Genomic DNA, 25,429 nt, shown 5'->3' with positions numbered 1-25,429 from the left:
ATCGTGCACGCCGCGCAAGCGTTCGCGCACCTGAGCGCCCGCGCGCCGTCTGAGACGCGCGGGCGAATGCGATTACATGTCCAGGTTCAAGTCGACCGGATACATAGGGAACATCTTCACTTTGCATGCTCCCTTGAAGAACAGCACCGTCCATGCCACGATGCCGAGCGCCGAGGCAACCGCCGCCGCAAGCAGCAGCTCGCTGCTCGCCACGGCCAAGCCGGCCGCCAAGCCCGCGCCGGTACACGCGACGCCTACAGCCAACCAGAGGTAGAAGACGGTCTTGTACGGCTCCTCGTTCACGCGAACGTCAACGCCGTAGCCCACGTGGCGCATGCGAGCCAGATAGGCGCACTGAACGACGACGCAGGCGACGAAGAGCACGCCCGTCGCCACGGCAAGCCCCGTGGGCACGACGGCGCCGATCAGCACGCACACGGCACAGACGGCGATCGAGCCCGCTTCGGCAGCTGTCAGCAAGAACAGCCCCAGCACGAACCCGGTGTTCCACGCCGGACGCGAGCGCATCTGATAGGCGAGTCCCGTGCATGCGAGAAACGCCGCCGCCAGGATACAGGCTGCCGTTTCGACGACGATGGTCGCAGGTCCCATGTCGTATACAAACCCGTTCAGACCGCACGCTAATAGAGCGATGCCCAAAAACGGCGTGATGAGAGCCTCCTGCGTAAGATGGGATCCGAAGTTCGAGAACGCGTTGAAGAAGCGCGCGGGGGTTTGCAGGTGAAAGATCGAGGCGATGCCGCCCACGGCCAGCAACGTCAAGGTCGCAAGCGCTACGACGTTGAGGGGCAGCACCGTACCGAGCGCAAGGTTCGCCAGAAACGCGCAGGCGAACATGCCCAGACCCACGCGTTGACATGCAGTTGAAATGACTAATGGCCAATGGATTTGCATAGGGTCTCAGCTCCTTTCCGAGGCACGAGGTACACGACCGACGGGTTGTTGCCAAATTCGGGATGCACCCGGTACACGCGATCGGCGTTCGCCTCGAGCACCTTCGATATGGCGCTTTCGGGATCGTCGAGATCGCCTACGGTGCGGCACCCTGTCGTACAGGTATAGGCGCAAGCGGGCTGCTCCCCCCGCTCGAGCTTGTGCACGCACAGGATGCACTTCTCCACCGTCTTCGTCTTCGGATTTAGCGTGCGCGCCTCATACGGGCACGCCCAGATGCAGTACTGGCACCCGAAGCACAGGTTGGCATCGACCAACACCACGCCTTCGTCGGTCTGATAGGTCGCTTTGGTGGGACACACCTCGACGCAGCTGGGATGCTCGCAATGCATGCATTGGTTGGGGAAGTAGAACATCTCGACCGCATCGGGATACGCCCCCACGGGACCCATGCGGTACACGCGATTCCAGAACACGCCCAGATCCACGTTGTTCTCCATCTTGCACGCCACGGCACATGCCTGGCAACCTGTGCATTTATCAAGGTCGATCACCATGCCGTACCGACGCTTCGCTTCAGCCATGGCTACTCACCCGCCTTCTTCTTCACAATGCGGCACAGCGTGCTGCGCAAGCCCGGCGTGAGGTACTCGTCGTTGTACACCCGATCGCTCGTGATGGTGTTCGCGTTGGACATGCCGTCGGGATAGCCCGGCAAATCGAGAGCCGGACACGCTTGCCACCACCCGTGCGGGATGACGCACACGCGCGGATCGATCCCGTCGCTCGGACGCGCCTTCATGGTGATGCGGCCTGTCGGCGATTCAATCCACACCCATTCGCCTCGCTCGATGCCCAGCTCCTCGGCAAGGGAGGTATGGAACACCACCTGGGGCTCGGGCACGATCTCACGCAGATGCGGGATGCCGCGATACGCCGAATGGTAGTAGATGGGATAGCGACGCCCAGTGACACCCGTGAGCGGATACTCCGCCGCAAGCTCAGGTGCCGAGAACACGCTTTCCTTCGGTTCGCTGGCCTCGGGGAAGGGCTTCGATCCCGAAACGAGGCAGATGACCGAATAGAGCTCCGCGCGCCCGGTAGGCGTGCCGAAGCCGTTCTGCTCGTACTCGCGCGAAGGCATCTGCGGAACGCGATGAATCCACGCCTCCTTGAGTTCGTCCCAAGTAACGCCGGCATGCGTTTGCTCGAGCTGCCAGTTGAACAGCTCCTCGTCCGTCTCCCACGGCCACCACTCAGGGTTGAGGCGGTGTCCGAATGTGCGCCAGAACCATACGTCGCTCTTGCGCTCGTAGAGAGGCTCTACGGCCTTCTGCTGAGCGAATACCCACTCGCTGCACACCTCGTCAGCCAGGTAGTCGCGTTCCGTCCAATGGGTTGACGGCAGCACGAGATCGGCGATCTCGCAGGTAGGCGACATGTAGTAGTCCATGCACACGAGCAGATCCAGGCACATGAGCGATTCTTTCACGAGTGCTGTGTTCTCCGCCCACGAAAGCGGGTTGCCCTGCACCATGATGTAGCCTTTGAGCGGGTAAGGCTTCCCCGTGCGCATAGCCTCGAACAGGCACGTGGGATTCGATATCCCGTAAATGGATCCGCTCGCACGCTCGTCCACCACGCGAAGCTCGCGTTGGGTAGCCGGCTCGGCGCCAGTCAGCGGGCCCATCTGGTTCCAGAAGGGCATGCTCAGATTGCCGCCCTTCTTCTCCAGGTTGCCGCAGATAGCGATGATGCAATTCACCAGCTGCAACGTGTCCTTGCAGTTCGTCTGCTCCTCAAGGCCCTGAAACACATTGATGGTGGCGGCCGGCGCCTGGGCGTACATGCGCGCGGATTCCCGAATGACATCGGCTTTGACCCAGCACTTCTCCTCGGCGGCTTCGGGCGTCCACTGGTCTGCGCGCTCCTTCAAGCCCAGCCAGACGGTCTTCACGGGCACCTCTTGGCCGTCGACCGTCTTCACCGTGCCCCGGTATTCGATGTCCTCGTCGATGTCTTTGCTGTGGATCTCCACCATGGACTGCGTTTTCCTATCCCACACGAGCATGGCCTGCGGGTTGCCACCCTCGCGCAGCAACGCTTCGTTCAACGGCACATCGGCTCCTTCGATGATGAGCATCGGCGCGTTGGTGTGCTTCTGCGTGAACGCGCGGTCGTAAAGCCCTTCGTTCATGATGACGTTGAGCCACGCGTAGGCCACGTACGTATCGGAGCCGGGGCGAACGCCCAGGAAACAGTCGGCCTTCGCAGCCAGCGGATGCTCGAAGAACGGGTCGATGACGATGAGCTTTGCACCGCGGTCGCGGCTGCGCCCTATCTGCCCCGACGTGTAGGTGGGCTCGGTCCATACCGAGTTCGAACCCCAGAACACGATGCAGTCGGCATTGTCGAAGTCGCAGCCATCGAAGGTGGGGAACATGCCGAACTGCAATAGCGCCTGCACCATCATGGGCACGAGGCAGATGTTGCCGGGCGAAAGGCTATGGTGCACGCGCCCGCCCGCGTTGCCGGCGCGACCGGTCCACTGGTTCGTGCCGCGCCCGGTACCCTGTCCGTAGGCGATGGATTCGGCGCCGTGCTCTGCGGTGATTTCCTCGACGCGTCCGGCCAGCCATTCGATCGCTTCGTCCCAGGTGATCTGCTCCCAGTCGCCGGCACCGCGCTCGCCTTTGCGCCGCAGCGGATATCTGAGTCTATCGGGATCGTAGAGGATCGCACGCGCCGAAAGCCCTTTGCCGCACATCCTGCCTTCACTGCGCGGGTCTTCAGGATTGCCCTTCACGTTCACGAGAGTGCCATCCTTGTCAACCTCGCACAGCACTCCGCATTTCGCGTGGCATTCGAAGCAGTTCGTCTTCACTATCTTTCCCCCGTCGGGCAGAGGGATGATCGATGCCATACCGTCTCCTTTCTCGCGTTTGAACGATCGCCTGCGATCCCCCTTTCTCCTGCGAGCTGTGTATGACGCGGTTTTGACCCATGCTGCCAGCACGGTGTTTTTTCCCCGCCCTGGCGATGCATGCGGCGGTAGGCGCCCGCCGCTAGGGCGACCTGATAACCGCGCGGCAAAATTCACGTGCCGGCCGAGCGCCTACCTCTCGAATCGCGCTCGATGCGCTTCGAACACAATCGATCTATGCATGTGCGACAAACTCCCCGTTGTTCAATTTCGATTGTGCAGGCTGGAAATGCCGTTGGCAAACAGAAAAACCCGATGCGCCCACAAAGAAAGGTTGTGCGCTCCTGTGCGCGAAGCGCAGACGTGCCGGCCTTCCGAGTGAAGCGCAGGCAAGCCGCTCTTGCACTCGAAGCGAAGCATAGTTCGTGGCGGCGGAATACTCGGACGGAAGGCGGCTGTCCGTATCGGGCTGCGGCGCTCTCGCAACGTCGCACGCAGCTTCGGAGAAGTCTAGGAGGAGAAGAGGCCCTTGCGCTTCGATATGGCGCGCAGCTTGCATGCCGCCTGGCACATGCCGCAGCCGTCGCATATCTTCTGATCGATCCGATAGCGTTTGTCCTCCCCTTCCGCAACAGCGTTGCGAGGGCAGGCGCGCGCGCAGGAGCCGCACTGTCGGCATAGCTGCTGCGTTATCTCGTAGCGCGTGAACTTCATAGCTTCCTTGCAGCGCTTCCGTTTACTGCGGCTCGATAGGGTAACGATCAAGATAGTTTGCGCACGTCGTACGGAAGAACCGTTTGAAAAACGACGCGAAACGCCTCGCCTGCTCGCTTTCGGCCGATCCGAGGATGCCTGTCGTGAAGCGCACGCTACCGTCGATGGGCACGACGCACTGGCCGCCCGTCAGGCCGTTCAATTGAACCGACAGGGAATCGGTGAAGCTGACCATGTGCTGCCGCTCCATCATCTCGCCAAGCAACTCCAGATTGGAGGTCTGCACGTAAATATCCGCTCCTTCGATGTCCTTCAAAACATGGCTCACGAGGCGAATGAGAAGCGCTTCGTTATAGCATACGATGGGAACCCCGGCCAGCTCGTGCGCATCGATTCGCTTGCGATCGGCCAGCGGAGAGTCCGCCGAACAGCACAACATGAGCTCCGACACGACGACCGGTTCGAACGATGCGCCTATCCTGCCGATGATGTCGCGCATGAACGTGGGAAGGTTTATCACGTACACAACGTCAGGCATGAGGCCGGGGAACGTTTCCACGATATCGAACAAACTTTCCTCGGTGAACAGGAGCGGGATCTCGCCATCGTTGATGTGGCGGTACGCATCGAAAACCGGAGCGAGCACGTGGAGCGCATGCGGCGTCGTCACGATGCGCAGCGGCTCGGACGGCCCCACATCGGAATCGAGTGCTGCTACGGCCTGCATGCGGCGATATGCCGCAACCACCTGCTCGGCTTCACGGGCGAAACGCCTTCCCCGTGCAGTCAGCTGCAGCCGACTGCTTGCGCGGTCGAACAGCTCGATGCCGAAATCTTGCTCTAAACCCTTGATAGCGGCGCTTGCGCCTTGTTGAGAGATAAAAGATTCGCGCGCCGCACGAGAGATCGAGCCGCTTTCGACCACGCGAAGAAACAGCATGAGCGATTCGATCCGCACGAGAACCCCCTTCGCGATGCCCGCCGCCATGCGCTACTGTCGTTCATTGCACTGCGGCGTCATCGTACCATATTCGAGTTTACAAGGAGCGCATGGGCGGATCGAGAACGGTCCTGTCGTTCTCACGCAGATGTTCGGGACTATACCACCTGTTCAAAAGCGTTGTAAAGCACATTTGTCACGAGGAAAACGCCTTAGGGCGAGGCGTGTCAAGGTCTTTTGATGGTAAGCTTGCCTGCGTCATGGCAACCTGTGATCAGCGAAGGGAAACGCATGGAGCTCGGCAGTCAGATCAAACGGCATCGGACGGAACGCGGACTCTCACAAGACGATCTTGCCACGAAGATATACGTCTCGCGCCAAACCGTCTCAAGTTGGGAGAACGACAAGACCTACCCCGACGTGGAAAGCCTGCTGCTGCTCAGCGTCCTCTTCGACGTAACAGTCGACGAACTGATCAAAGGAGACGTGGAAGCCATGAAGGAAGCAATCGAGCAAGACCGCAAGAAGATGGACAAACTCGCCTGGGCGATGATGGGGTTCGGGATCACGGCGCTGGCGATGTTCTTCGGGGGCTTGTTCTTCTGGGGGTGGGACATGGTTCCCACGACCATCATCGCGCTGCTGCTGTGGGCCGTGTGCATGGCGGCGGCCATCATGATCGATCGCCTCAAAAAGCAGAACGACGTGGTGACGTATCGTGAGCTGGTGGCGTTCTCGAAGGGCGAGTCCATCGACCGCGACAACCCGAAGAGCCAGCGCGCCCGTCAGAATCGCCTGGTCAAAGGCTGCATCAAGATGGCAGCAGCCCTCGCCATCGGCGCTGCCCTCGGCCTTCTGGCCTATCGATTGTTCGGATAACGGGAAGTCTACTCCCCGCTCCCCATCCCCTGGAACAGCTCCTCGCGCAGCGCGAGATGGGCTCGGGTGAAGCCGGGGTCGACGTAGCGCAGCCGCTTGCCCGTCAGGTTCGCTATTTGATGGGCAAGCCGGTTGAACGCTCCGCCGTCCATAACCTGCTTACGCGAGACGGTCAGCACCGTGAATCCCAGCGAGACGAGCGTTCCGCGGCGACGCGCGTCACTCTCTTGCCGGTCGGGGTCAAGATGATACAAAACGCTATCGTACTCGACGGCTAGATTCGACCCGGGCCAGCAGAGATCGCACTCGCAGTATGTCCGGTCGGCAAGCTTTCGCCGGCGGTTCGGTACGGTCACATGGTAGTTGATCTGCGGTTGCTCGATTCCGTACCCGCCCAGCCGATACGGCAGGCACAGCAGAAGCATCAGTACGGTCTCCATCGGAGAGGCAGCGCCGTCCGCCACAAAGCAAAGCGCTCGCAAAGCCTTCGCGCGCCCGTAAGCATGGGATGCGGCTTCGACGAAAGCTCGAAGCCCATCAACCGACGTCAACGCGACCTCGCGACGAGCTGCCGGACCGGTATCCTGTTGAGCGTACGTACCGCAAAGCTCGCACCCCAGCTGGATGAGCCGCGCAAGGCTCAGCCTGCTTGCCATCTGCAGATAGCAGAATTCCGGGGTGCTGACGAAGAACCCTTCGCCGGCGGCCTCTACCGATTGTTCGGGGAGGGAACCCCATCTGTGCCCGAGCACGCTCTTGGTTTGCACCCGCGCCGACGTCGTTCCCACGAGCGCGTTCACCGGCAGCGTGCATCCAGCCGGACGTCGGTTGCCTTCGGAAAGGCGCGGTTTCTCCTGCGACCGCATCGCCTTCCGTGCGCACGCAGTGGCCGACCGACGCTCCTTCGCCCCATGCAGGAAACGAGGGCCGACAGTTCGCCAGTATTGCAAAGCCGATTCGTATCCGATAATCACATCCATGCACTTATGGTACGACTTTTTGGCAGAGATTTCGAGGTATGTGATTTGTTCAGAGGCAGAAATTGGGTATTCATGAATAGACGGCAGCATTTTGCCTGGTCAGAGATTTTACATGTGTTCTCAAGCGAGCTTGCGTTTGAAAGAAAATCACATACCTCGAAATCTCTGCCACTTTAAGACATGAACGGCGAGAATCCTGAACGCAGGCATCCCGGGCTGGGGCACGGAACGAGATGGTTGCATGCGTTGCGCGCGAGGAGCCGAAAAAACGCCCCGGCCGATCGGCCGGGGCGTTCGGATAGTCGGGGCGTTCGATGGTCGAATGTTCGAAGGTTCGAGGCCTCCGAATGGTCGACGGCGAAACCCGATCAGGCGGCTACTTCTTCGAAGTCTTCGCCTTCGTCTGCACCTTCTCGCCCTTATCGACTGCCGCGCGACCGCCGTGGTTGAAGCCGGTCTGGATGACACCCTGCGTGTTGCCGGTGACGAACTTCGCCTTGTTCAGCGTATCGATTTCCTTCTTCATGTCCTCCACAAGGCGTATGGCCAGCTGCATGGAGAAGTCGGCGCGCGCCACGACGCGCTGGACGGTCGTGTCCTGCATGTCGGCGGGCATCGGGTAGGCAGGCACCAACCAGCCGCTCATGCGCAGACGGTCGGACAGGTCGTAGAGCGACCACTCGACGCCGGCGTCTTCCTTGAGACCCCAGCACACGATAGGAATATGGCTGGCGTTCTCGTAGATTTCGAAGATGCCCATCTCATCGAGCTCCAACGCCAGGTAGCGCGCCACGTCGAGCGTGCGCTCCTGGATCTCCTTGAATCCCTCGAAGCCGTTGCGCATGAGCACGTAGTACTGGCCCACGATCTGCGATGCGGAGCGCGAGAAGTTGATAGCCATCGTGGCTTCCTCGCCGCCCAGGTAGCTCACCCAGAAGATCAGGTCCTCGGGCAGCGCCTCCTTGCTGCGCCACACCACCCAGCCGATGCCGGGGTACACGAGACCGTACTTGTGGCCGGAGCAGTTGATGGACCACACGTTCTTCAACTGGAAGTCCCACACCAGGTCGGGCTCCACGAACGGAGCGAACATGCCGCCCGACGCGCCGTCCACGTGAATGCGGATGGGAAGCTTCGGATGCGCTTCGTTGTACTTCTCCACCAGCTCGTCAAGCTTCTGCACATCGTCGAACTTACCGGTGTAGGTAATGCCGAGGATGGCCGTGATGCCGATGGTGTAGTCGTCGACATAGTCCATAACCGTATCCATATTAAGGGACAGATGATCCTTCTCGAGCGGCACGAGGCGCATCTCGATATCCCAGTAGCGGCAGAACTTCTCCCAGCATACCTGGTACCCTGCGCTGATAACCAGGTTCGGACGAGTCTCGGAGTAGATGTCCACGCCGGCGGCCGAGGCCAACTTCTTCCAGCGGAACAGCATGCCGAGGCCGCCCAGCATGCAAGCCTCGGACGAGCCGACGGTCGAGGTACCCATGGGCTCCTCGTCCTGGTTTGCATGCCACAGGTTGCCGATCATGGCAACGCAGCGGTTCTCGAGGTCGGCCGTCATGGGATACTCGTCCTTGTCGATGGCGTTCTTCTCCATCGTCTCGGCCATGATCTTGGTGGCCATGGGCTCCATGTAGGTCTGGCAGAACGTGGTGAGGTTCTGCGTGGCGTTGCCCTCGATGGACAGGTATTCCTTGATCATCTCATAGGCTATGCGCGGCTCGACCGGCTTATCGTTCATCGTAAGACGCGGCATCGACGCATCGGACGATTCGGAGCCAAAGATCGGGGTCAGGTACTTCGTGCCCTCATCCATGCTGTCGAGGACCTTGCTCGTGCTCGTTTGCTGTTCCATGAAAACCTCCTATATCGATATGGTGATAGAACACGGGGTGAGATCGGCCGACCGATCGCACATGCTAGCGATCGAGATCGTCCTGGGACGCGTTCGTATCCACGCCCGTTTCGTGCCGCGGATCGGGAGTGTCGGGGTCGGCATTCGGCAGGCCTTGTCCAACCACGCCCTCCGTGACGCTCGACCGCATATCAGCATCGGCCGACGCGGTGCGATCGATCAGATCGTCCCGCACGCTCGCGGCGCTCTTGCGCCCATCGCGGTCGAAGGGCGCCGCGCATGCGGGAGGAACGTCGTTCGTCAGCGAATCTGCGGGAGCGCCTGCTGTCGCTGCGGAACCCGCGCCCTTCGAAGTCCGGTCGGTCGGCATTGCCGGATCGCCGCCGCGATCTTCCTTCGAAGCGCCATCGTCTGGCATGCGAACAACCTCGATGGTGGCTCCGGTCTCCTCGGTGTCCACGGACAGAGGGCCTGCCGGTCGACTCGTTACGCTGACAACGGCCGCCGAGATGCCCTGCGCCACGCGACCGCCCAAACCGCCACCGGCCGACGATCCGCTTGCGCCTGCCGGGCGCGGATCGTTGAGCGAGTCTTTGGCGCGCGTGCGCTTGTTGATTTTGCCGCTCTCCTGTGCACTCGATGTTGCAGAAGACGCCGCGCCCACCGTGGGATTGGCTGCAACCGGATCGGACGGCTGCGCCTGCATGCGCGCAGGGTCCGCAACGCCGGCGACATGGCCAGATCCGCCGACCGTGTTGTCTGCAGTCGCCGAACCGCTCGCAACGGCGGCAGGAACAGCATCCTTCGGAGCCCAATGATGGCGCAACGCGTAGATGACGAACGGAATAGCCACCGATACGACGAAGGCCACGCCGAGAGTTGCCTGATATACCGCGTTCGACTGGGCATCGAGGTTCGACGACGGGAAGAACGAGATGATGAGCGTCGCCACCGTCATGAGCAGGCCCACGCCGGCAACGATCGCCTTGAAAGGCGTGCCGCCGGGCAGCTGGAAGGACCGCTGGAGACCCTTCTTCTTGAAGATGAGGTAGAAGTACCCCAGGAAGAACAGCACGTAGCCCACCAGATAGATGACTACGGTCAGACCGATGGCCGTGAGGTAGCCCACCGAAGAGCTCGAACCGCCGGACAGCGCGATGGAGCCGCAGAGCACCGCGTCCCACGCCGTCACGATTATGGCCTGAATGACAACGGTCTGCACGCTCACGCCGTGCTTGTTCACTTTCTTGAACGAAGGCGGCAGAATGCCGTCATGCGCCGTATCGAGCAGCGCGCGCGACGGACCCACGATCCACGCGGAAATCTCGGCCAGCACGCCGAGCGCCAGCAGCACTGCGACGGCAAACACGATCCAGCTCAGGCCGGGACCGATATGCGTGACGAATATCGCGCGGAACGCCTCGATGACGCCAAACGACAGGTTGCCGTCAAGCACCGATGCGGGAAGCGTGGTCGCCACAGCCAAGCCGCCCACCGCGTCGAGCGCGATGGTGAGAATCGCGAGAATGATCATGGCCAGCGGGTAGTTGCGGTTCGGGTTCTTCAGCTCGTTCACGTGCGAGGCCGACGCTTCAACGCCCATGTAGGCGAGGATGAACGAGGCGAAGATAACGAGCGTGCCGGTTTGCGAGAAGTCCGGCACAATCTGGGTGGGGGCGATGTTGATCTGGGATACGCCGCCCGTGGCGAAGTAGATAATCAGGCCCACCAACAGCACGATGACGGGTACGATGATGCCGCCCACGAAGCCCACCTTCGAGATGCGTGCGGTGTATTTCGTGCCGCCCAGCTGCGTGAGCGTGAGCACCCAAACGATGGCCGCCACGCCGAAGAACATGACGAGCGGGTTGTTGTACAGCGCATCCCACCTGAACACATACGCCAACGCTGCCAGAATGAAGAACGACATCGTGACGAAGCCGACGGTGATCTGGAACCACTGGAAGAACAGCGCCGCGAAACCCCAGCGCCGCCCCAGCGTATTGCCTACCCAGGCGAAGATGCCACCCGATTCCCATCCCTTGACGGTTGCCATCTCCGCTGCGCAGAGCGCCACCGGCAAAAACCAGAGGAGGCCTCCGGCGATCAGGAAGAACACCAGATGGAAACCTGACGATGCGAACGTCGGATACTCGTACACCGTCATAACCATCGAGGCGGTGATTGCGAAGAACCCGAAGAACGTCAGTGTTCTCTTGAATGACGGACGGCCCGCTCGGCCAACCGGGCCGGGATCGCTTGTGGGCGCGACGGCATTCTGCTTGGTTTCGCTCATGCTCCCTCAGCTCCTTTCCTTTGCTCGAGATGCGCGATGCACCCCTCTCGAACTCATCGGGAGCACAGCCGCGCGGTTAACTTGTTCTCGAACGTTCTACCAGAGCGAGGTAGACGAAAAACGGCCACGAGAAGGCGTTCACCTTCTCGTGGCCGAAGCGTTTGCGTTGCGGGAGAGGGAATGGCGAAGGCACCGCGGCGCGCCGCCGAACCTACTGGTCAGCGGAGCGTTTGTACATTTCGATCGCGGTCTTCAACAAGCTGGACGCAAAGTCGTGGACGTTATAGCCCTCGGAGATGGCATTCACAGCCGCACCGTCAACAACCGCGCCCACCATGCGCGGAGGCATATCGATGCCGGCACGGGCAAGGATTCGCCCGATGGCGGCGTCCAAAGACACGCGGCCCTTCTGATAGGCCTCCGTCACAACATCTGATTCGGCTGCAGCAATGAGCTGCGCATAGTGGGCAGGCAGCACAGACGTCTCTTCGGGAAGGCAAGCCTGCACGAGCAGCTCGACCACACGACTGCGGCATTCTTCGGGCGAGAGCGCCTCGGCCGTTGCTGCGGCCTTCTCGGCGCGCTCGGCCCACAGCTGGATGTTGTAGCGACCCGCCTCATGCAGCAGCTGCGTGACGGATTCGAAATAATATCCCACCGACGAGGAAGCAGCACCGGCCCACTTCGCCACTTTGCGATACGTAACCGCCTTCGGGCCTTGCTCGCGAAGCAACGCGGCCGCAGCCAGCACAAGTGATGTACGCGTGATCTGCGCTTTGAGCGATTTTGGTGTTTGCGAAGCCTCGCCCATGAACCCCTCCTCTCGAACCGACGACGCACTGAAGCGCCATCGTTCATGCGAACGCCGCCCGGGCCGTTTGGCCTCGGGCGGCGCTTCGTCGCTCCACACCGCCTTCGCTACGAAGGCAGCCGCGTTTCGTAAGAGCGCACTACACTTCGGTCAGATCTTTGCCCGTATGCTCATGCGATAGTATCATCGCCACGAGCGCGATACAAGCGATACCGACCATGTACCAAGCAGGAGCGATATCGCTGCCCGTCACGGAGATCAACCAGAACGAGATATACGACGCCGAGCCGCCGAAAATGGCGTTGGCCAGGTTGAAGCTAAGCGCGAACCCGGAGTAGCGCACATCGGTGGGGAACGTCTCGGTCAGATAGCTCGACAAGGTTCCGTCGTTCACGGTGAGAATGAGGCACATGACCAGCTCGACGATGAGAATGGTCCAGAAATTCAGCGTGCCGAGCAGCATGAAGGCAGGCACGGTGAACACGATAAAACCGACGCACGCGCCGATGAGCATGCGCTTGCGGCCAAACCGGTCGGATATACGACCCGACAAAAAGATGAAGCCGATGTACACCACAAGCGTGATCGTGGTGATAAGCGACGCCGATGCCGCGTCATAGTTCAACGTAACTTCAAGGTAGTTCGGAAGATACGTCAGCACCGCGTAGAAGCCCACCGCGTTCAGCACGCAGGCACCGAACGACACGATGAGCTTGCGAGGATGACGCTTGAGCAGCGTACGGATGGGGCGCTCAACTTGGCGGCCCTGCTTCTGGAGCTGCTCCTGCATAATCTCGTACACCGGAGAGTCCTCGAGGTGCGTCCGGATGTAATGCGTGATATAGCCCAGCGGACCCGCCAGCAAGAACGGGATGCGCCAACCCCAATCAACCATGAACGTCGAGTCGGCGCCCCACACGCTGTACATGAAAGAAGCGAAAAGCGAGCCTACCAGCAGGCCGGTAGCTGTAGAAGCCGGCACCATCGAGCAATAGAAGCCGCGATGGTTCTTCGGAGCGTATTCCGCGATGAAGGTCGCAGCACCCGCATATTCTCCCGACGCCGAGAAACCCTGCACCACGCGCAGCAGCAGCAGCAGGATGGGCGCCGCCACGCCTATGGCGGCGTAGCCAGGCAGGCAGCCGATCAGGAAGGTCGAGCCGCTCATCAGCAAGATCGATACCGACAAGGCCCACTTGCGGCCTTTCTTGTCCCCCATGTTGCCCCAGAAGATCGCGCCGATGGGGCGCACGAGGAAGGCCAGCGCGAACACTCCGAACGTCATCATGGTCGCCACCATGCGGTCCTCGCCGGGGAAGAACACCAACGCGATGACCGTGGCCAAATACGAATAGCTCGCGTAGTCGAACCACTCAATGAAGTTACCAAGGAAGGATGAAAACGTTACGCGCTTCAGGGTCTTGTGCTTCTCTTCTTCTGGAATAGCATGAGGGTCTCTGTGATGAGCAGGAATGGTTTCAGCACTCATGATTGTCTCCTATACTCCGCAGCCGTGCCCCGTGCACGACTGTCGGCGCGCCAGCCAAATGAGGGCTTTCCCAGGCAAAGCGCAGTGCTCGATTACCTGTATCATACCCCAACGTCCTTCTTCGGATGGAAAGACGTTACATTTCATGACGAAAACGGCGATAAATCGGCACCGTTTGGCGCGCTGTGCGCATGGCGCATGAAGGGACCCAAGGAATGCGAACGAGCCCCCTCGAATGCGCCCCGCAGAGCGTCGTTGTTGCGACGTTGTCTCTGCGGGGCGGCAGCAGTTAGTGCTCTGTTGTCAGATCTCGGCCGGGCATCAGTAATCTTCCATCAGTTCGACCTGCGCCTTGCTTGCACGCGAGATGAAGGCATGCTTGGCCTTCTGGCCGCCCTGCGCTAGTTTGCGCAGGATGACTCGCTTGAGACGCGGATAATCGTTCATGCCGTACCAGGCAAACGAAGTTCCGCCTACATAGCACTCAATAATGCTGTGCACCGGAAGGTTCGCATCGCGCTCGGCGTCGAGGGCCAGATACTCCCTGATTTCATCCGAGCAGACGTCGCGGATGACCTCGGCGCTGATCCCAAGCTCGCGAGCGAGATGGTTGAGCTGATACTCCACTTCAGCTTCGTCAGCGTGTGGGAAGTAGGTCACATCGAAGGTGACGGCGCTCACTCCCGATGCCTTGGCGAACCGCAGCATCTCGTCGAGCTTCATCATCTGCACGTGATCCTCCGTGCGCTCCATAATGTCGAGCTCTGCCGGAAAGCCCTGAAGTCCATGCTGACTGAACGCGGCAGCCAGCTCGTCCTCCGTCATGGCGCGCTCGTACTTCAACGGAGTGGCGATGTGGGTGAGGTTCTCCGTAATCTTAACGGGCTCGGCCTCAGCGGCAACCAGCGTCGGTGCGTCTGCAGCCAGGGCCGTTGCGCTCTGCGGGGTTTCCTCGCCCAAGCGAGCGGCCAAATTCTCGCCGATCTCGTTCTCTTGCTTCTGCTTGCGACCGGCGACCATGCCCTTGATGGACGGAATCGCGCCACCGCCAATGATGAGAATGCCGCCAAGTATCGTATTGATGGTCAGCGCCTCGCCGAACACGACAAGGCCGGTGAAGATGGCGACGGGAACCTCCCAGTAGGCGATAGTGCCGTAGTCAGCAGCCGGCAGGTTGCGGCCAGCCACTAGCAAAAAGCCGAGGGCGATGGGACCGCAGATGATCCACAACAGCACCGCGCCGATCCAGTTGAACGTGGTGAAGTGCACGTTGAGGGCCCAGTTCTCCATGCCCGGATTCGCACCGAGGGAGTTCAGGACTATCGTGATGATGCCGGCGCCCAACACCGCGAAAATGAAGTTCCACACGCCGCGGGCAGTCGTGTCGGCGTCTTTGCGGTAGCCGTTGAAGAACATCGAAGCGCCATAGAAGAAGCCTGAGGCAAGACCGAAGGCGTCGCCAAGGCCCTTCTGCGGAAATTCCGGCGTCGCGGGCACGAGGTTGAAGTCGAAGCCGAACGCCTGGCCGCCTACGCCAAAACCAAGCAGGCCTTCGCCGAACAGCATACCGACGAACACCGCAGCCAGGCAAACCCACTGCAGCACCGACATGGGTTCTTTGCGGAAAATGCGAGCGAGCAGCACGCAGACCACGGGGCCGATGTAGATGAACAGCACCGCGTTGGACACGGTCGTCAGCAGCGTCGACGTCACGTAGCATGCAAGCGACATGCCGATCATCAGACCGCCAAGCGCGATGGCCGGCGTCAACTTGAGCTTCTTGAATACGTGCACCTTATGCGTGGCCACAAGCAAGATGAGGAAGAACAGGACGCCCATGCCCATGCGGCCCACGGCCATGAGAGCGCCAATCGAATCGCCGGCATTGAAGCCTGCAGTGCCGTCGAACATGTCGGTACGCGTAGCCCAGCGACTGAACAGGGGGACGAGACCCATGCCGGTCGCCGAGATGAGCATGGCGATGGTGCCGAAGCCAAGGCGCATCTGATAGCTGCCGGAGCCGTCCTTCCCGTTGCCGAGTGTCTTGTTGTCGTTGTTGTCTGCCATTGGTCCTCCTTAAACCAGTAGCACCATGATCGATTCCGACTCCCCTATCGCATCATGCGGGAACGAATGTGAGACAAAGATCTCCCCTTCGGTCCCGCATGACCGAAAAACGCACACATGGAATTGTCGACGGAATCAAAAAGGGGATCCGGATTGCCGTGCAAACCGAATCCCCTTTCTTATACGTAGTGACGCTTGCCTTTACGAAGACGAGCTCGTCAAGCTGCGCTTAGTCGTTCCACATCTCCGGACGCACCAGGGTGGGATCCTTGACGCGGTTCGGGAAGTAGTCGAGGCACTCGCCCTCGCGGTAGACGTCGGCCGTGGAGCAGTGCAGGCCGCCGCCGAACGGATAGGCGTCGCGCAGGTCGCAGGGGATGACGTTCATGCCGAGCTTGTCCATCTGCTCCTGCTGGTAGACCTCGGAGGCCTCCACGATGACCGTCTTCGGGTCGAGCACGAGGCAGTTCATGGACAGCCAGACGGAGCTGTAGCACAGCGCCGGCGGCTCGTCGTGGGCCGGCTGGGCGGCTTCGACGATCTGCCAATCGTTGGCCTCGAAGATGGCGCGCTGCTCTTCGGGGAGCTTGCGGTGCGGGTTGTTGATGATCAGGCCCGGACGCAGCGGCACGAAGGTGGCGTCGATGTGGATCGGGTACGGGTCGCCGGGGAAGTTCACGGCGTGGATGCGGTACTCGGGATAGTAGCGCTGGAACCAATCCATGGCCGTGCGGTTCGTGGTCAGGCCGTGCTGGATGAAGATGTCCTTGCCCATGCGCATGAGGTCGGCGGCGTCCCACATCGGCTCGACTTCGGTGGTCACGAAGTCCTTGTTGGCCGTGCGGACGAGGCGCTCTTCCAGCGTGATCTTCTCGTCGTAGTAGTTGTGCTTGTAGGAGGCGTCCGTCAGACGGGGACGGGGGGCCTGGGTCCACAGGAAGTCGGGATCCTCGTCGAAGTACTGCTTCATGAGGGGCCAGTAGGCCAGGTACTCGAAGTAGCGGCAGCGGAAGGAGTTCGCGGAGGCCATGATCTCGTTGCCGACGGTGAGCAGGATGTCACGCGGGGGCATGCAGGTCATCATGGAGTCGTTGCGGAAGTCGGGCGTGCCGATGGCCTGGTTCCACTGCAGCGGGGTCGGACGGTCGACGACGACGCCGCGATCCTCGAGGATCTTCACGAGGTTGTCGAGGCACTCGTTGCCACGCTCGACGGTCTTGGCGGGACGCAGGCCCCACATGCCGCGCATCTCGGAGTCGACAGGGACCTTCTCAGACGTCGCGGGCTCCTCGGGAGGAATCATCGAGTTGTCGCAACGACCGACGATAACGCGCTTCAACGGATCCCAGTCGTTCCAAGAATTGACTATCTTCGCCATGACAGTCTCCTTTCTGCGGCGGCTTTCCATGCCGCCATATTATGTAGCACGAACACTACAGACTGCAGCTCAACTGGTTCGGCTGCCTCTGAAAAGCACTTCGGAGACCGGCGCATCGTGGTGCTTGCGCCCCTCGGTACTCGTCGTGGCATCCCTGCCAGATTCGCCGATGCCGCATTTATATCACCTTTTTTGTTCACCTGCAATATAAAATCCTCGAATAAATTTGCGCAGTACGATCCTTAATTTTGAGCAAGTGCACAAAAATGCGAAGCAGTGCGAAATCGGCTTTCGCTGTACTGTGGCTTATATATTGGATAATGCTGCCGAACTTTTCCATCGTTTTGCATAAAACGGAATGGAATCGTAAACTCATGCGCAGAGCCTTCGCAGAAGGCCGCTCGTGAATGTACGGGCTTTGCTCAAAAAGGATGGTTTGTCCGTTTTCCTGATTGGCAAAAAAACATGAGCGGCACCCTGCACATCACGTCGAAACTCGACGGCAAAGCGCGCACAAGCCGCGCCAGTCTTTAATAGTACCGGTAGTACGCGGCGCAGCTGCCCTCGCTCGACACCATGCAGGGGCCCACCGGGTTCTCGGGCGTGCACACGCGGCGGAACAGGGGGCACTCGTTGGGGGCCATGATGCCGCGCAGCACGTCACCGCAGCGGCAGCCCTTCGGGTCCTGCGTGGGCTCGATGTTCGGCTGGAAGCGGCGCACGGCGTCGAACTGCGCGAACTTTTCGCGTATGCGGTAGCCCGAGCCGGGGATCTCGCCCAGGCCGCGCCAGAGCGCGGTGCACGTCTCGAACACCTCGTCGATGGCGGCCATCGCCACGGGGTTGCCCTGGGGCATGACGCCGCGCGCGTAGGCGATCTCGATCTCGGCGCGGCCCTCGTGCAGCTGGCGCATGATCATGGCGATGCCCTGCAGCACGTCCACCGGCTCGAAGCCCGTGATGACGCCGGGGATGCCGTACTTCTCGGCCAGGAACCGGTACGGCTCCGCGCCGATGATGGTGCTCACGTGGCCGGGCAGGATGAGCGCGTCCAGCTTGAGCTTCGGGTCGTTGATGATGGCCTCCAGCGCACCGGGCATGTTCTTGTGGGCGCCGAACACGGTGAAGTTCTCGAGGCCGGCCGCAGCCGCGCGCTTGATGGCCATGGCAACGAGCGGCGTGGTGGTCTCGAAGCCCACGCCCACGAACACGATCTCGCGGTCGGGGTTTTGCTGGGCGCGCGCCAGCGCGTCGAGCGGCGAGTACACGATCTGCACGCTGCGGCCCGCCGCCTGCTCTTTCAGGAGGCTCGAGGTGGAGCCGGGCACGCGCGTCATATCGCCGAACGTGGCGATGGTGACGTTGTCGGTGCGCGCGAGCGCGATGACGGTGTCGATGTCGCGGTTCGACGTCACGCACACCGGGCAGCCGGGGCCGGACGCCAGGCGGATGCCCTCGGGCATGAGGTTGCGGATGCCGTTGCGCGCGATGGCCACCGTGTGCGTGCCGCACACCTCCATGAGCGTGGCGCCGCCCGCGGGGGCGAGCTTCTGGATGGAGTCGATCAGGCCGCGCGCGAGTTTGGGGTCCTTGAACGCCGCGAGCTCGGCTTCCATCGTGGCGGCGTCGACCGCGCTCGACTCGTGAGCGCAAGGAGTTCCCGCAGACCGGTCTTCGGGCGCAGAGAATGTTTCACGTGAAACATCTGTTCTCTTTTGGTAGCTCATCGCGAAGCCTCGTCGCCGAGGGGAATCTCATCAGCTACCAGTTCGGGGAATTGCTTCACCAGATCGATCGTTTCCTGTGCATATTCGGGATCGACCACCTCGATGGCGAAGCCCGCGTGCACGAGCACGAAATCTCCCACTCCCGCCTGGGGGGCGAGGTCGAGCGAAATGTCGCGCGTTACGCCCAAGATATCGACAGTCGCCAGTCCGTCGTCTTTGAGTTCGATGACCTGGGCCGGTATTGCCAAGCACATATCGCATGCTCACTTTCTGCAAGGGCCGGGGCGCATCACGTCGCCGAGATGCGCCCGTCCCGCTCGTTTTCTTGCGCCCATGCTACCACAGCTTGCCCGAAGGACACGCATCCGTCGTTGGGCGGTAGATCGCGGCTGACGGCTACCGTGAATCCGGCGTCTTCAAGCGCGGATAGCGCATGCTCCACCAGGTAGCGGTTCATGAACACGCCCCCCGACAGCGCCACCGCGTCGATGCCGTACATCGAGCGCACCAGCTCGGCCGCCATAACGATAGCCTGCACGAACGCATTGTGGAAACGGCGCGCGATGACCGCGGGGGGCACGCCGGCCGCCTTGTCGTCGAGAAGCGCCTGGAACGTGGGGGCCGCATCGAACAGCACGACCGACGTATCCTGGGCGGTGCTATCCGCCGTCGCCGTGTTCTTGACAACCGCGATGGCATAGCGTTCAGCAGCGTCGGCTTCGCCTCCTTGGCTGGGAACGGCGACGGCCTCGTGCAGAGCATTCGTTTGCCCATCCTCTATCGCGGCCTCCAGCAGGATGGCGGGCTCGCCTTCGTACTTCGGCTCGGTGCAGATGCCCAGAAGCGCGCTCGCTGCATCGAACAAGCGGCCGACCGACGAGGTCATGGGCGTGTTCAGGCCGTGATCGATCATCTGCTCGCACACGGTCGCCTGCTCGCCGAGAGCCGCCAGCGCCTCGGCCGCACCCGGATGCTCCAGCAGGTCGAACGCCCACAGCGCCCCATAGGCCATGCGCAGCGGATGCTTCACTGCCGCCGCGCCGCCCGGCATGGGCACGTAGGCGAAGTTCGCGAATCGCTCGAATGCGCACAGGTTGGATAGCAGCACCTCGCCGCCCCAGATGGCACCGTCCATGCCGTAACCTGTACCGTCGAATGCGATGCCGCACACCGCGTCGGACAGGCCGTGTTCAGCCATGACGGCCGCGATGTGCGCATGGTGGTGCTGCACCTCGGTTAGCGGCAGTCCGCGCACCCTGCTTTCGTCGTGCGCCCATTTCGATGCGAGGTACTCAGGGTGCAGATCGCAAGCCAAGCGGTTGGGTGTGATCTCGAACAGCGTCTCGTAACGGTCTTTGGCGTCCAACCACGCGTCATAGGTCTCTGCGTTTTCCATGTCGCCGATGTGCTGCGACACGAACGCCTCGGCATCGCGCGTAAGCGTGAACGTGTTCTTCTGTTCGGGTCCAGCCGCCAAGATGGCCCTGTCGCGGACGGATGCTTCATGCGCAGGACGTCGAGAATCCGTCTGCCCACGTGCGCCGGCAGAGGATTTCACAGTGTCCGGGCTACGGTCGACGGCGGAAGCGCCGCATGCATCGGCATGCGAGCTTTCGTCGGCGACCGCAGTGCGGGTGCTGCAGGAAGCTGCCGCGTCAGCGCCTTCAGCTGGCGGGCAAGCCGAAGGAATCGCCAAAGGCAAAGGAGCGAATCCACGGGCGCGGCGGATGAACTGCATGGCATCTCCCGCGCTGCCAGCGGCGATGATGCGCACCACCGAATCGTCATAGCGCGCACGGATGGCGCGGTCGTGGCCGAGGAATCCATCGGCCACGGCGAAGAGCTTCTCGTAAGCGTCTTCGTCGTCGGTGACGATAGGCTCGTCGTGGATGTTCCCCGAAGTCATGACCAGCATAGGCGGACATGCAGTGGACCGGAGAACGGCGTCTTCCGCTCCCATTCGCTCGCCCGGAATGACAGGAGGTCGTCGATCTCCGCCATCCTGTTCGACGACGGCGGAACCGCCGAAGTCGCAGGATCCTTCATTGACAGTGCACGACGCATCCCCAGCTTCCATCGCTGCGGCGAAGTCGTGTAGCAGCACATGCTGCAGCGGGGTGTAGGGCAGCATGACGCCAAGCTCGGGCAGCTTGTCGGCCAGGCCGGGTGCGAAGGCGATGTCGGCGCGCTTCTTCAGGAGCACGATGGGACGCTGCGAACCCTCGAGTACGGCTGCCTCCGCATCGTTCACCTCGCAGACGCGGCGCACCTCGTCGGTGGTGGCGGCCATGACTGCGAACGCCTTGCCTTCGCGGCGCTTGCGCGCGCGCAGAAGCGCCACGGCGTCGGCGTTGTTCGCATCGCACACGAGGTGGAAGCCGCCGAGCCCTTTCACAGCAAGAATCTTCCCCGCCGCCAGCATGTCCACGGCACGGGCGAGGATGGCATCGCTCTCCTCGCGCGTCGCGCCCCACATCACAGAACCGAGCGGCGCGCCGATCGCATCGGAACCGCGCAGTGTTTCACGTGAAACACTTGTTTGTGTTTTCGGCGTGCAAGACGTTTCGGACACGCCAGGCATTTCGGACGCGCGAAACGTCCCGAACGTGCCGGGCGATCCCGGCGCGCCAGGCAGGCCCTCGTGCTCGCGCCAGCTCAGGTGCGGCCCGCACTCGAAGCACGCGTCGGGCTGCGCGTGGAAGCGGCGGTCGAGCGGGTCGCCGTACTCGCGGGCGCAGCGCTCGCACATGGGGAAGTCCTTCATCGACGTGCTCTTGCGGTCGTAGGGCAGCTTCTCGATGATGGTGAAGCGCGGCCCGCAGTTCGTGCAGTTGATGAACGGGTAGCGGTAGCGCCGGTCGTTGGGGTTGAGCAGCTCGCGCACGCAGTCGTCGCACGTGGCCAGGTCGGGCGACACGAGCGTGGTCTTCTCCACGGCGCCGGCGTCCGAGAAGCGGATCTCGAAGGAGTCGAAGCCCTCCAGCGGAACCTCCTTGAGCGTCACTTCTTCGACGCGCGAGGCGGCCGGCGGGTTCTCGGACAGCTCGATAACGAACTCGTCGAGCAGCTTCGCCTCGCCCTCGGCATGGATGAACACGCCGTCGGTCGCGTTGAGCACCCAACCGTTTATCAGGTACTTCTTCGCCATTCGATAGACGAAGGGGCGGAACCCCACCCCTTGCACGATACCCTTCACCTGTATGTCGAGCGCTTCGATCATGTGTCGCCTCCGCTTCAATCCACAAGGGCGGCCCGGTCGGCCGCCCTCGATGTGTTCGCGCGCATGGACGCGCTGTATCACGTGGAACTACGTTCGTGCCGTGAGCACCACGCCGCAGTCCCGACCCGGCTCGCTCACGACGCACGGCTCGCATCGCACCCCTGCGCGCCGCGTCCCAGGCATCGCTGCAATCTCCATCCCGCAGACGCTCTACCTCGTCGGCGCCTCAAGCTCCTCGAGGATGTCGACGATTACCTCGGCCAGCCCGCGCAATGTTACGCCGGAGTTGTCGGGCAGATGCAGGTGCACGCACCGGCGGCCGCGGTCGGCCAGCGTCACAAGATCACCCGACGCCTGCGCCTTCGCAAGCGATCCGAGGCTTTCAGCCTCTTGCTTGAGCGGAATGTCCTTCAGTTCGTCGGCCGACAAGATGAGGAACACGCCGCAGTTCGGGCCGCCCTTGTGCAGCTGCCCTGTCGAGTGGAGGTATCGCGGGCCCACTTCCAGGCAGGATACCACGCCGCGCTTGTCGGCCACGCCGTGGCGGATGGTCTCGAGCGCCTCGCGCCGGCCCTCGCCGGTAAACGGCAGAAACGCGTTGAGCGCGAAGAAATCGCCCGGTTGGATGCTGCCAAGCAGCGCCCGCAGCGCACCGCGCACATCGGTACAGTCCTTGAAGCACGGCGAAAGACGCACCTCGACTTCGCCCATGTGGACATCATCGATAAAATCCTGGATAAAATCGGGCTCGGGCTGGCCTTCGCGCAGAATGTCGAGCACCACCGCTTTCGCCGAGGCTACGTCAGGTTGGTCGAATGGGCAGATCTTCATGAGATAGCCGCACATGGCGATAGCATATTCCCACATGACGAAATGCTCGGCCAGCTCCTCCACCGTATCGATTTTGAAGTTCGCGCGCGGGATAGTAGGGTCGATGTAGGACAGGCTCATCTCGAAGTTGCGCCGCTCGTCCCACAGGTCGTTCTTCGTCTGGTACATGATGACGCTGCGATCGCCCGGGTCCTTGGTCAGAAGCAGCGAGTCGATTTCGATATTCGGCAGTATGCCCTGGCCTTCCTTGCCCAGGCTTTCGGCTACCAGCTGCTCGATCCACAAGCCCAGAACGCGTCCGCGTTTCGGCGTGAGGAAGGAGAATTTATTGCGTCCCTGCACGTAGTTGTCGTACAAAAACGCCGCTAGGCCGATGGCCGGATTGTCGATGGCGTCCTCGCTGCACTGGCGCTCAGCCTCTACGGCGTGCATCATGAGTTCCTCGAGGTTGATTCCCACGAGCGCAGCCGGCAGCAGGCCGAACACCGATAGCGCCGAGAAGCGTCCGCCAACAGACGGCTCGCCGGGAAACACGGCGGCCCAGCCCTCCTCGCGTGCCTGGCGCTCCAAATCGGAGCCCGGATCGGTAATGGCAACAAGATGTTCCGCCAGCTCGACCTCGTCCATGCGATCCGAAGCTAGAACCGCGTTGCGCACCGCCTGCAGTGCCAGACGCGGCTCGATGGTGCCACCGCTCTTCGACGAGATGACGAACAACGTGGTCTCGGGTTTCGCTTCGGCAAGGATGGCGCGGACGCGAACCGGGGAATCCGAGTCCAATGTCTTGAACGTCACCATGGACGAATCCGGCTTGTTGTACTTCGTGATGGTCATAGGCGCTTGGGTCGATCCGCCTTGGCCAATAAGCACGACGGTCTTCAGTCCCTGAGCGATGACGGAGTCGGCGAATGCTTGGATCTCGTGCAGCGGATAGGGCGGATTGCTGGCAAGATCAGTCCATCCCATGTACCGCTCAGCGCATGCCTGCGCTTCTTCGGCGAACCCATACAGGCTCGCATCCTTCGCATGCAGACGACTCGCCGCGCATTCCTTCACGAGCGTCTTGGCGGAAGGATAGAGTTTTTCCAAGTCACCGGACAGCATACAACCTTCTTTCAGCGGGTAATTCTCGCTATTCTAGCAAACGCCGAACAGGCGCGCTCGCCCCCGCTCGCGCTTGTGATGGAGTTGTGAATGATTTCGCCAATGCCGAGACGACCGAGCCGTGCAGCAACCGCCGCCAGAAGCGCGTTAAGAAGCTCGGCTCCTTGCCGGCCCGGCGTTCCGAGCACGCCCCCTCGCATACTGCATATTGATAATTATTATCAATTAATATATAGTATCAATAAAGGATGAGCGATCAGCGCAACGTCCTCAGACGAGAGGGAGGAACCCATGTCCGAGATCACGAGAAGAAGCCTGCTCAAGAGTGCCGCCGTAGGCGCTGCATCCATTTCTACGCTTGGATTGCTGGCAGCCTGCGCGAACGAGCAGCCCCAGGCCCAAGCGGAGAACGAGGATGCGAAAACCGGCGAGGGCAGCACGTACGTCGCCGATGTGCTCGATCCGGCCGATATCCCCGACGCATCGACGGCCAGCAACTTCAACATCGTTCCCAACAGCACCACCGCCGTCGGGACCACCTACGAGAACCTGTTGACCGCCATCACCGGCGAGACCGGCGCGACCACGAAATACGAGGCGTATGCAAAGGTGGCCGAGCAGGAAGGCTTTAGCCAGATCGCGCGTCTGTTCCAATGCACCTCGGACGCCGAGAAGATTCACATAGAACTCGAATTCGCCTTGGCACAGGAGATCGAACCCGACACCGAGCGACCCGAGCCGCCCGCCGTCGAGGAACATGAGAGCGACATCAACCTCATTTCCGGAGCGAACGGCGAAATCTACGAAACGTCGGACATGTACCCGTCCTTCATCAAAAAGGCCCAGGAAGAAGGCAACGACAAAGCCGTCCAGGTGTTCACTCGCGCCAAGCTGGCCGAGGCGTACCACGCGAAGCTGTACATGGATGCCTACACCACCATCGACGCCCCGTTCGACGGCTCATACTACCTCTGCCCCATCTGCGGCTACATCCACAAGGGCGAGAACTTCGTCGCCTGCCCCATCTGCCTTGCTCCAAAGTCGTCCTTCAAGGCTTATTAGCCTTTAAGGTCTAGCAAACCGCCACCCGTCCTCTGCAAGAAATTCCCATCGAGGCACCGGCACGCGGCGAACCGCCCCGCGCCGGTGCCTTTCCCTCCGGTTCGACGAGCGAACCGGCCGCCTTCGCTTTTGGCGCAACCGACCGGTTTCGCCAACCCCGTCGATCGGCTCCTCGGCCTTGCCGGCCGGCCCACCAGCCGGCCGGCCGTAAAACGATGATCCGCCC

The 25,429-nt window shown here is 61.6% G+C and carries 18 protein-coding genes; 2 read left to right on the top strand and 16 right to left on the bottom strand.

From position 1 onward, the window contains the following. Positions 1-72 precede the first annotated feature (72 nt). The 5 genes from C2L71_RS06615 to C2L71_RS06595 all read right to left on the bottom strand — a co-directional run bounded on the left by C2L71_RS06615 (position 73) and on the right by C2L71_RS06595 (position 5,510). Positions 73-915, bottom strand: coding sequence for a dimethyl sulfoxide reductase anchor subunit family protein (locus C2L71_RS06615; RefSeq protein WP_103264993.1), 843 nt, complete (start codon positions 913-915; stop codon positions 73-75). Next, positions 894-1,499: a 4Fe-4S dicluster domain-containing protein gene (locus C2L71_RS06610; protein ID WP_103264992.1), complete on the bottom strand. Its 606-nt coding sequence runs from the start codon at positions 1,497-1,499 to the stop codon at positions 894-896. The genes C2L71_RS06615 and C2L71_RS06610 overlap by 22 nt, the downstream gene beginning before the upstream one ends. A 2-nt stretch (positions 1,500-1,501) precedes the next feature. Next, complete coding sequence (locus tag C2L71_RS06605) at positions 1,502-3,838, bottom strand: molybdopterin-containing oxidoreductase family protein (RefSeq protein WP_103264991.1); 2,337 nt, start codon at positions 3,836-3,838, stop codon at positions 1,502-1,504. A gap of 510 nt (positions 3,839-4,348) precedes the next feature. After that, positions 4,349-4,552 (bottom strand): 4Fe-4S binding protein, encoded by a 204-nt coding sequence (locus tag C2L71_RS06600; RefSeq protein WP_103264990.1) that lies wholly within the window; start codon positions 4,550-4,552, stop codon positions 4,349-4,351. 22 nt (positions 4,553-4,574) lie between these two features. Beyond that, positions 4,575-5,510 (bottom strand): LysR family transcriptional regulator, encoded by a 936-nt coding sequence (locus C2L71_RS06595; RefSeq protein ID WP_170042448.1) that lies wholly within the window; start codon positions 5,508-5,510, stop codon positions 4,575-4,577. Positions 5,511-5,783: 273 nt separating this feature from the next. Between C2L71_RS06595 and C2L71_RS06590 the strand changes: the two genes are divergently transcribed. Further along, on the top strand, positions 5,784-6,371 hold the full coding sequence (locus C2L71_RS06590) for a helix-turn-helix domain-containing protein (protein WP_103264988.1): 588 nt from the start codon (positions 5,784-5,786) through the stop codon (positions 6,369-6,371). An 8-nt stretch (positions 6,372-6,379) separates the two neighbouring features. Here C2L71_RS06590 and C2L71_RS06585 read toward each other — a convergent pair whose 3' ends face one another. The 11 genes from C2L71_RS06585 to C2L71_RS06525 all read right to left on the bottom strand — a co-directional run bounded on the left by C2L71_RS06585 (position 6,380) and on the right by C2L71_RS06525 (position 24,141). Then, positions 6,380-7,237: a PDDEXK family nuclease gene (locus C2L71_RS06585; RefSeq protein WP_187143295.1), complete on the bottom strand. Its 858-nt coding sequence runs from the start codon at positions 7,235-7,237 to the stop codon at positions 6,380-6,382. Between the two features lie 490 nt (positions 7,238-7,727). Beyond that, positions 7,728-9,218 (bottom strand): glutamate decarboxylase, encoded by a 1,491-nt coding sequence (gene gad, locus C2L71_RS06580; protein ID WP_103264987.1) that lies wholly within the window; start codon positions 9,216-9,218, stop codon positions 7,728-7,730. 64 nt (positions 9,219-9,282) lie between these two features. After that, a complete protein-coding gene (locus C2L71_RS06575; protein ID WP_103264986.1) occupies positions 9,283-11,514 on the bottom strand; it encodes an amino acid permease in 2,232 nt (743 codons plus the stop codon). Positions 11,515-11,725: 211 nt separating this feature from the next. Then, positions 11,726-12,325 carry a TetR/AcrR family transcriptional regulator gene (locus tag C2L71_RS06570; protein ID WP_103264985.1) on the bottom strand — a complete coding sequence of 200 codons (600 nt, stop codon included), beginning with the start codon at positions 12,323-12,325 and terminating at the stop codon, positions 11,726-11,728. A gap of 139 nt (positions 12,326-12,464) precedes the next feature. Further along, entirely contained in the window at positions 12,465-13,814 is a 1,350-nt protein-coding gene (locus C2L71_RS06565; RefSeq protein WP_103264984.1) for an MFS transporter, read from the bottom strand. Between the two features lie 321 nt (positions 13,815-14,135). Continuing rightward, a complete protein-coding gene (locus tag C2L71_RS12280; RefSeq protein WP_239926426.1) occupies positions 14,136-15,881 on the bottom strand; it encodes a DMT family transporter in 1,746 nt (581 codons plus the stop codon). A gap of 229 nt (positions 15,882-16,110) precedes the next feature. Continuing rightward, complete coding sequence (locus C2L71_RS06550; RefSeq protein WP_103264983.1) at positions 16,111-17,259, bottom strand: serine/threonine protein kinase; 1,149 nt, start codon at positions 17,257-17,259, stop codon at positions 16,111-16,113. A gap of 530 nt (positions 17,260-17,789) precedes the next feature. Continuing rightward, positions 17,790-18,875 (bottom strand): hydrogenase formation protein HypD, encoded by a 1,086-nt coding sequence (hypD, locus tag C2L71_RS06545; protein WP_187143299.1) that lies wholly within the window; start codon positions 18,873-18,875, stop codon positions 17,790-17,792. A 107-nt stretch (positions 18,876-18,982) separates the two neighbouring features. Then, a complete protein-coding gene (locus tag C2L71_RS06540; RefSeq protein WP_103264981.1) occupies positions 18,983-19,240 on the bottom strand; it encodes a HypC/HybG/HupF family hydrogenase formation chaperone in 258 nt (85 codons plus the stop codon). 35 nt (positions 19,241-19,275) lie between these two features. Beyond that, positions 19,276-22,206: a carbamoyltransferase HypF gene (locus C2L71_RS12275; protein ID WP_239926424.1), complete on the bottom strand. Its 2,931-nt coding sequence runs from the start codon at positions 22,204-22,206 to the stop codon at positions 19,276-19,278. 210 nt (positions 22,207-22,416) lie between these two features. Then, positions 22,417-24,141 carry a glucose-6-phosphate isomerase gene (locus tag C2L71_RS06525; protein ID WP_103264980.1) on the bottom strand — a complete coding sequence of 575 codons (1,725 nt, stop codon included), beginning with the start codon at positions 24,139-24,141 and terminating at the stop codon, positions 22,417-22,419. Between the two features lie 291 nt (positions 24,142-24,432). Between C2L71_RS06525 and ngr the strand changes: the two genes are divergently transcribed. Then, positions 24,433-25,203, top strand: a complete 771-nt coding sequence (ngr, locus tag C2L71_RS06520) for a nigerythrin (RefSeq protein ID WP_103264979.1) — start codon at positions 24,433-24,435, stop codon at positions 25,201-25,203. Positions 25,204-25,429 lie beyond the last annotated feature (226 nt).

Source organism: Enteroscipio rubneri, assembly GCF_002899715.1.
GTDB lineage: Bacteria > Actinomycetota > Coriobacteriia > Coriobacteriales > Eggerthellaceae > Enteroscipio > Enteroscipio rubneri.
The sequence above is the reverse complement of the archived record's forward strand: the minus strand, read 5'-3'. Positions and strand labels throughout refer to the sequence as shown.

Excerpts from the sequence above, each read along its gene's own strand:
- ngr (WP_103264979.1), top strand. The coding sequence starts at position 24,433 with ATGTCCGAGATCACGAGAAGAAGCCTGCTCAAGAGTGCCGCCGTAGGC.
- C2L71_RS06610 (WP_103264992.1), bottom strand. The coding sequence starts at position 1,499 with ATGGCTGAAGCGAAGCGTCGGTACGGCATGGTGATCGACCTTGATAAA.
- C2L71_RS06605 (WP_103264991.1), bottom strand. The coding sequence starts at position 3,838 with ATGGCATCGATCATCCCTCTGCCCGACGGGGGAAAGATAGTGAAGACG.
- C2L71_RS12280 (WP_239926426.1), bottom strand. The coding sequence starts at position 15,881 with ATGGCAGACAACAACGACAACAAGACACTCGGCAACGGGAAGGACGGC.
- C2L71_RS12275 (WP_239926424.1), bottom strand. The coding sequence starts at position 22,206 with ATGATCGAAGCGCTCGACATACAGGTGAAGGGTATCGTGCAAGGGGTG.
- gad (WP_103264987.1), bottom strand. The coding sequence starts at position 9,218 with ATGGAACAGCAAACGAGCACGAGCAAGGTCCTCGACAGCATGGATGAG.
- C2L71_RS06550 (WP_103264983.1), bottom strand. The coding sequence starts at position 17,259 with ATGGCGAAGATAGTCAATTCTTGGAACGACTGGGATCCGTTGAAGCGC.
- C2L71_RS06570 (WP_103264985.1), bottom strand. The coding sequence starts at position 12,325 with ATGGGCGAGGCTTCGCAAACACCAAAATCGCTCAAAGCGCAGATCACG.
- C2L71_RS06525 (WP_103264980.1), bottom strand. The coding sequence starts at position 24,141 with ATGCTGTCCGGTGACTTGGAAAAACTCTATCCTTCCGCCAAGACGCTC.
- C2L71_RS06565 (WP_103264984.1), bottom strand. The coding sequence starts at position 13,814 with ATGAGTGCTGAAACCATTCCTGCTCATCACAGAGACCCTCATGCTATT.
- hypD (WP_187143299.1), bottom strand. The coding sequence starts at position 18,875 with ATGGAAGCCGAGCTCGCGGCGTTCAAGGACCCCAAACTCGCGCGCGGC.
- C2L71_RS06590 (WP_103264988.1), top strand. The coding sequence starts at position 5,784 with ATGGAGCTCGGCAGTCAGATCAAACGGCATCGGACGGAACGCGGACTC.
- C2L71_RS06600 (WP_103264990.1), bottom strand. The coding sequence starts at position 4,552 with ATGAAGTTCACGCGCTACGAGATAACGCAGCAGCTATGCCGACAGTGC.
- C2L71_RS06540 (WP_103264981.1), bottom strand. The coding sequence starts at position 19,240 with ATGTGCTTGGCAATACCGGCCCAGGTCATCGAACTCAAAGACGACGGA.
- C2L71_RS06575 (WP_103264986.1), bottom strand. The coding sequence starts at position 11,514 with ATGAGCGAAACCAAGCAGAATGCCGTCGCGCCCACAAGCGATCCCGGC.
- C2L71_RS06585 (WP_187143295.1), bottom strand. The coding sequence starts at position 7,237 with ATGCGGTCGCAGGAGAAACCGCGCCTTTCCGAAGGCAACCGACGTCCG.
- C2L71_RS06615 (WP_103264993.1), bottom strand. The coding sequence starts at position 915 with ATGCAAATCCATTGGCCATTAGTCATTTCAACTGCATGTCAACGCGTG.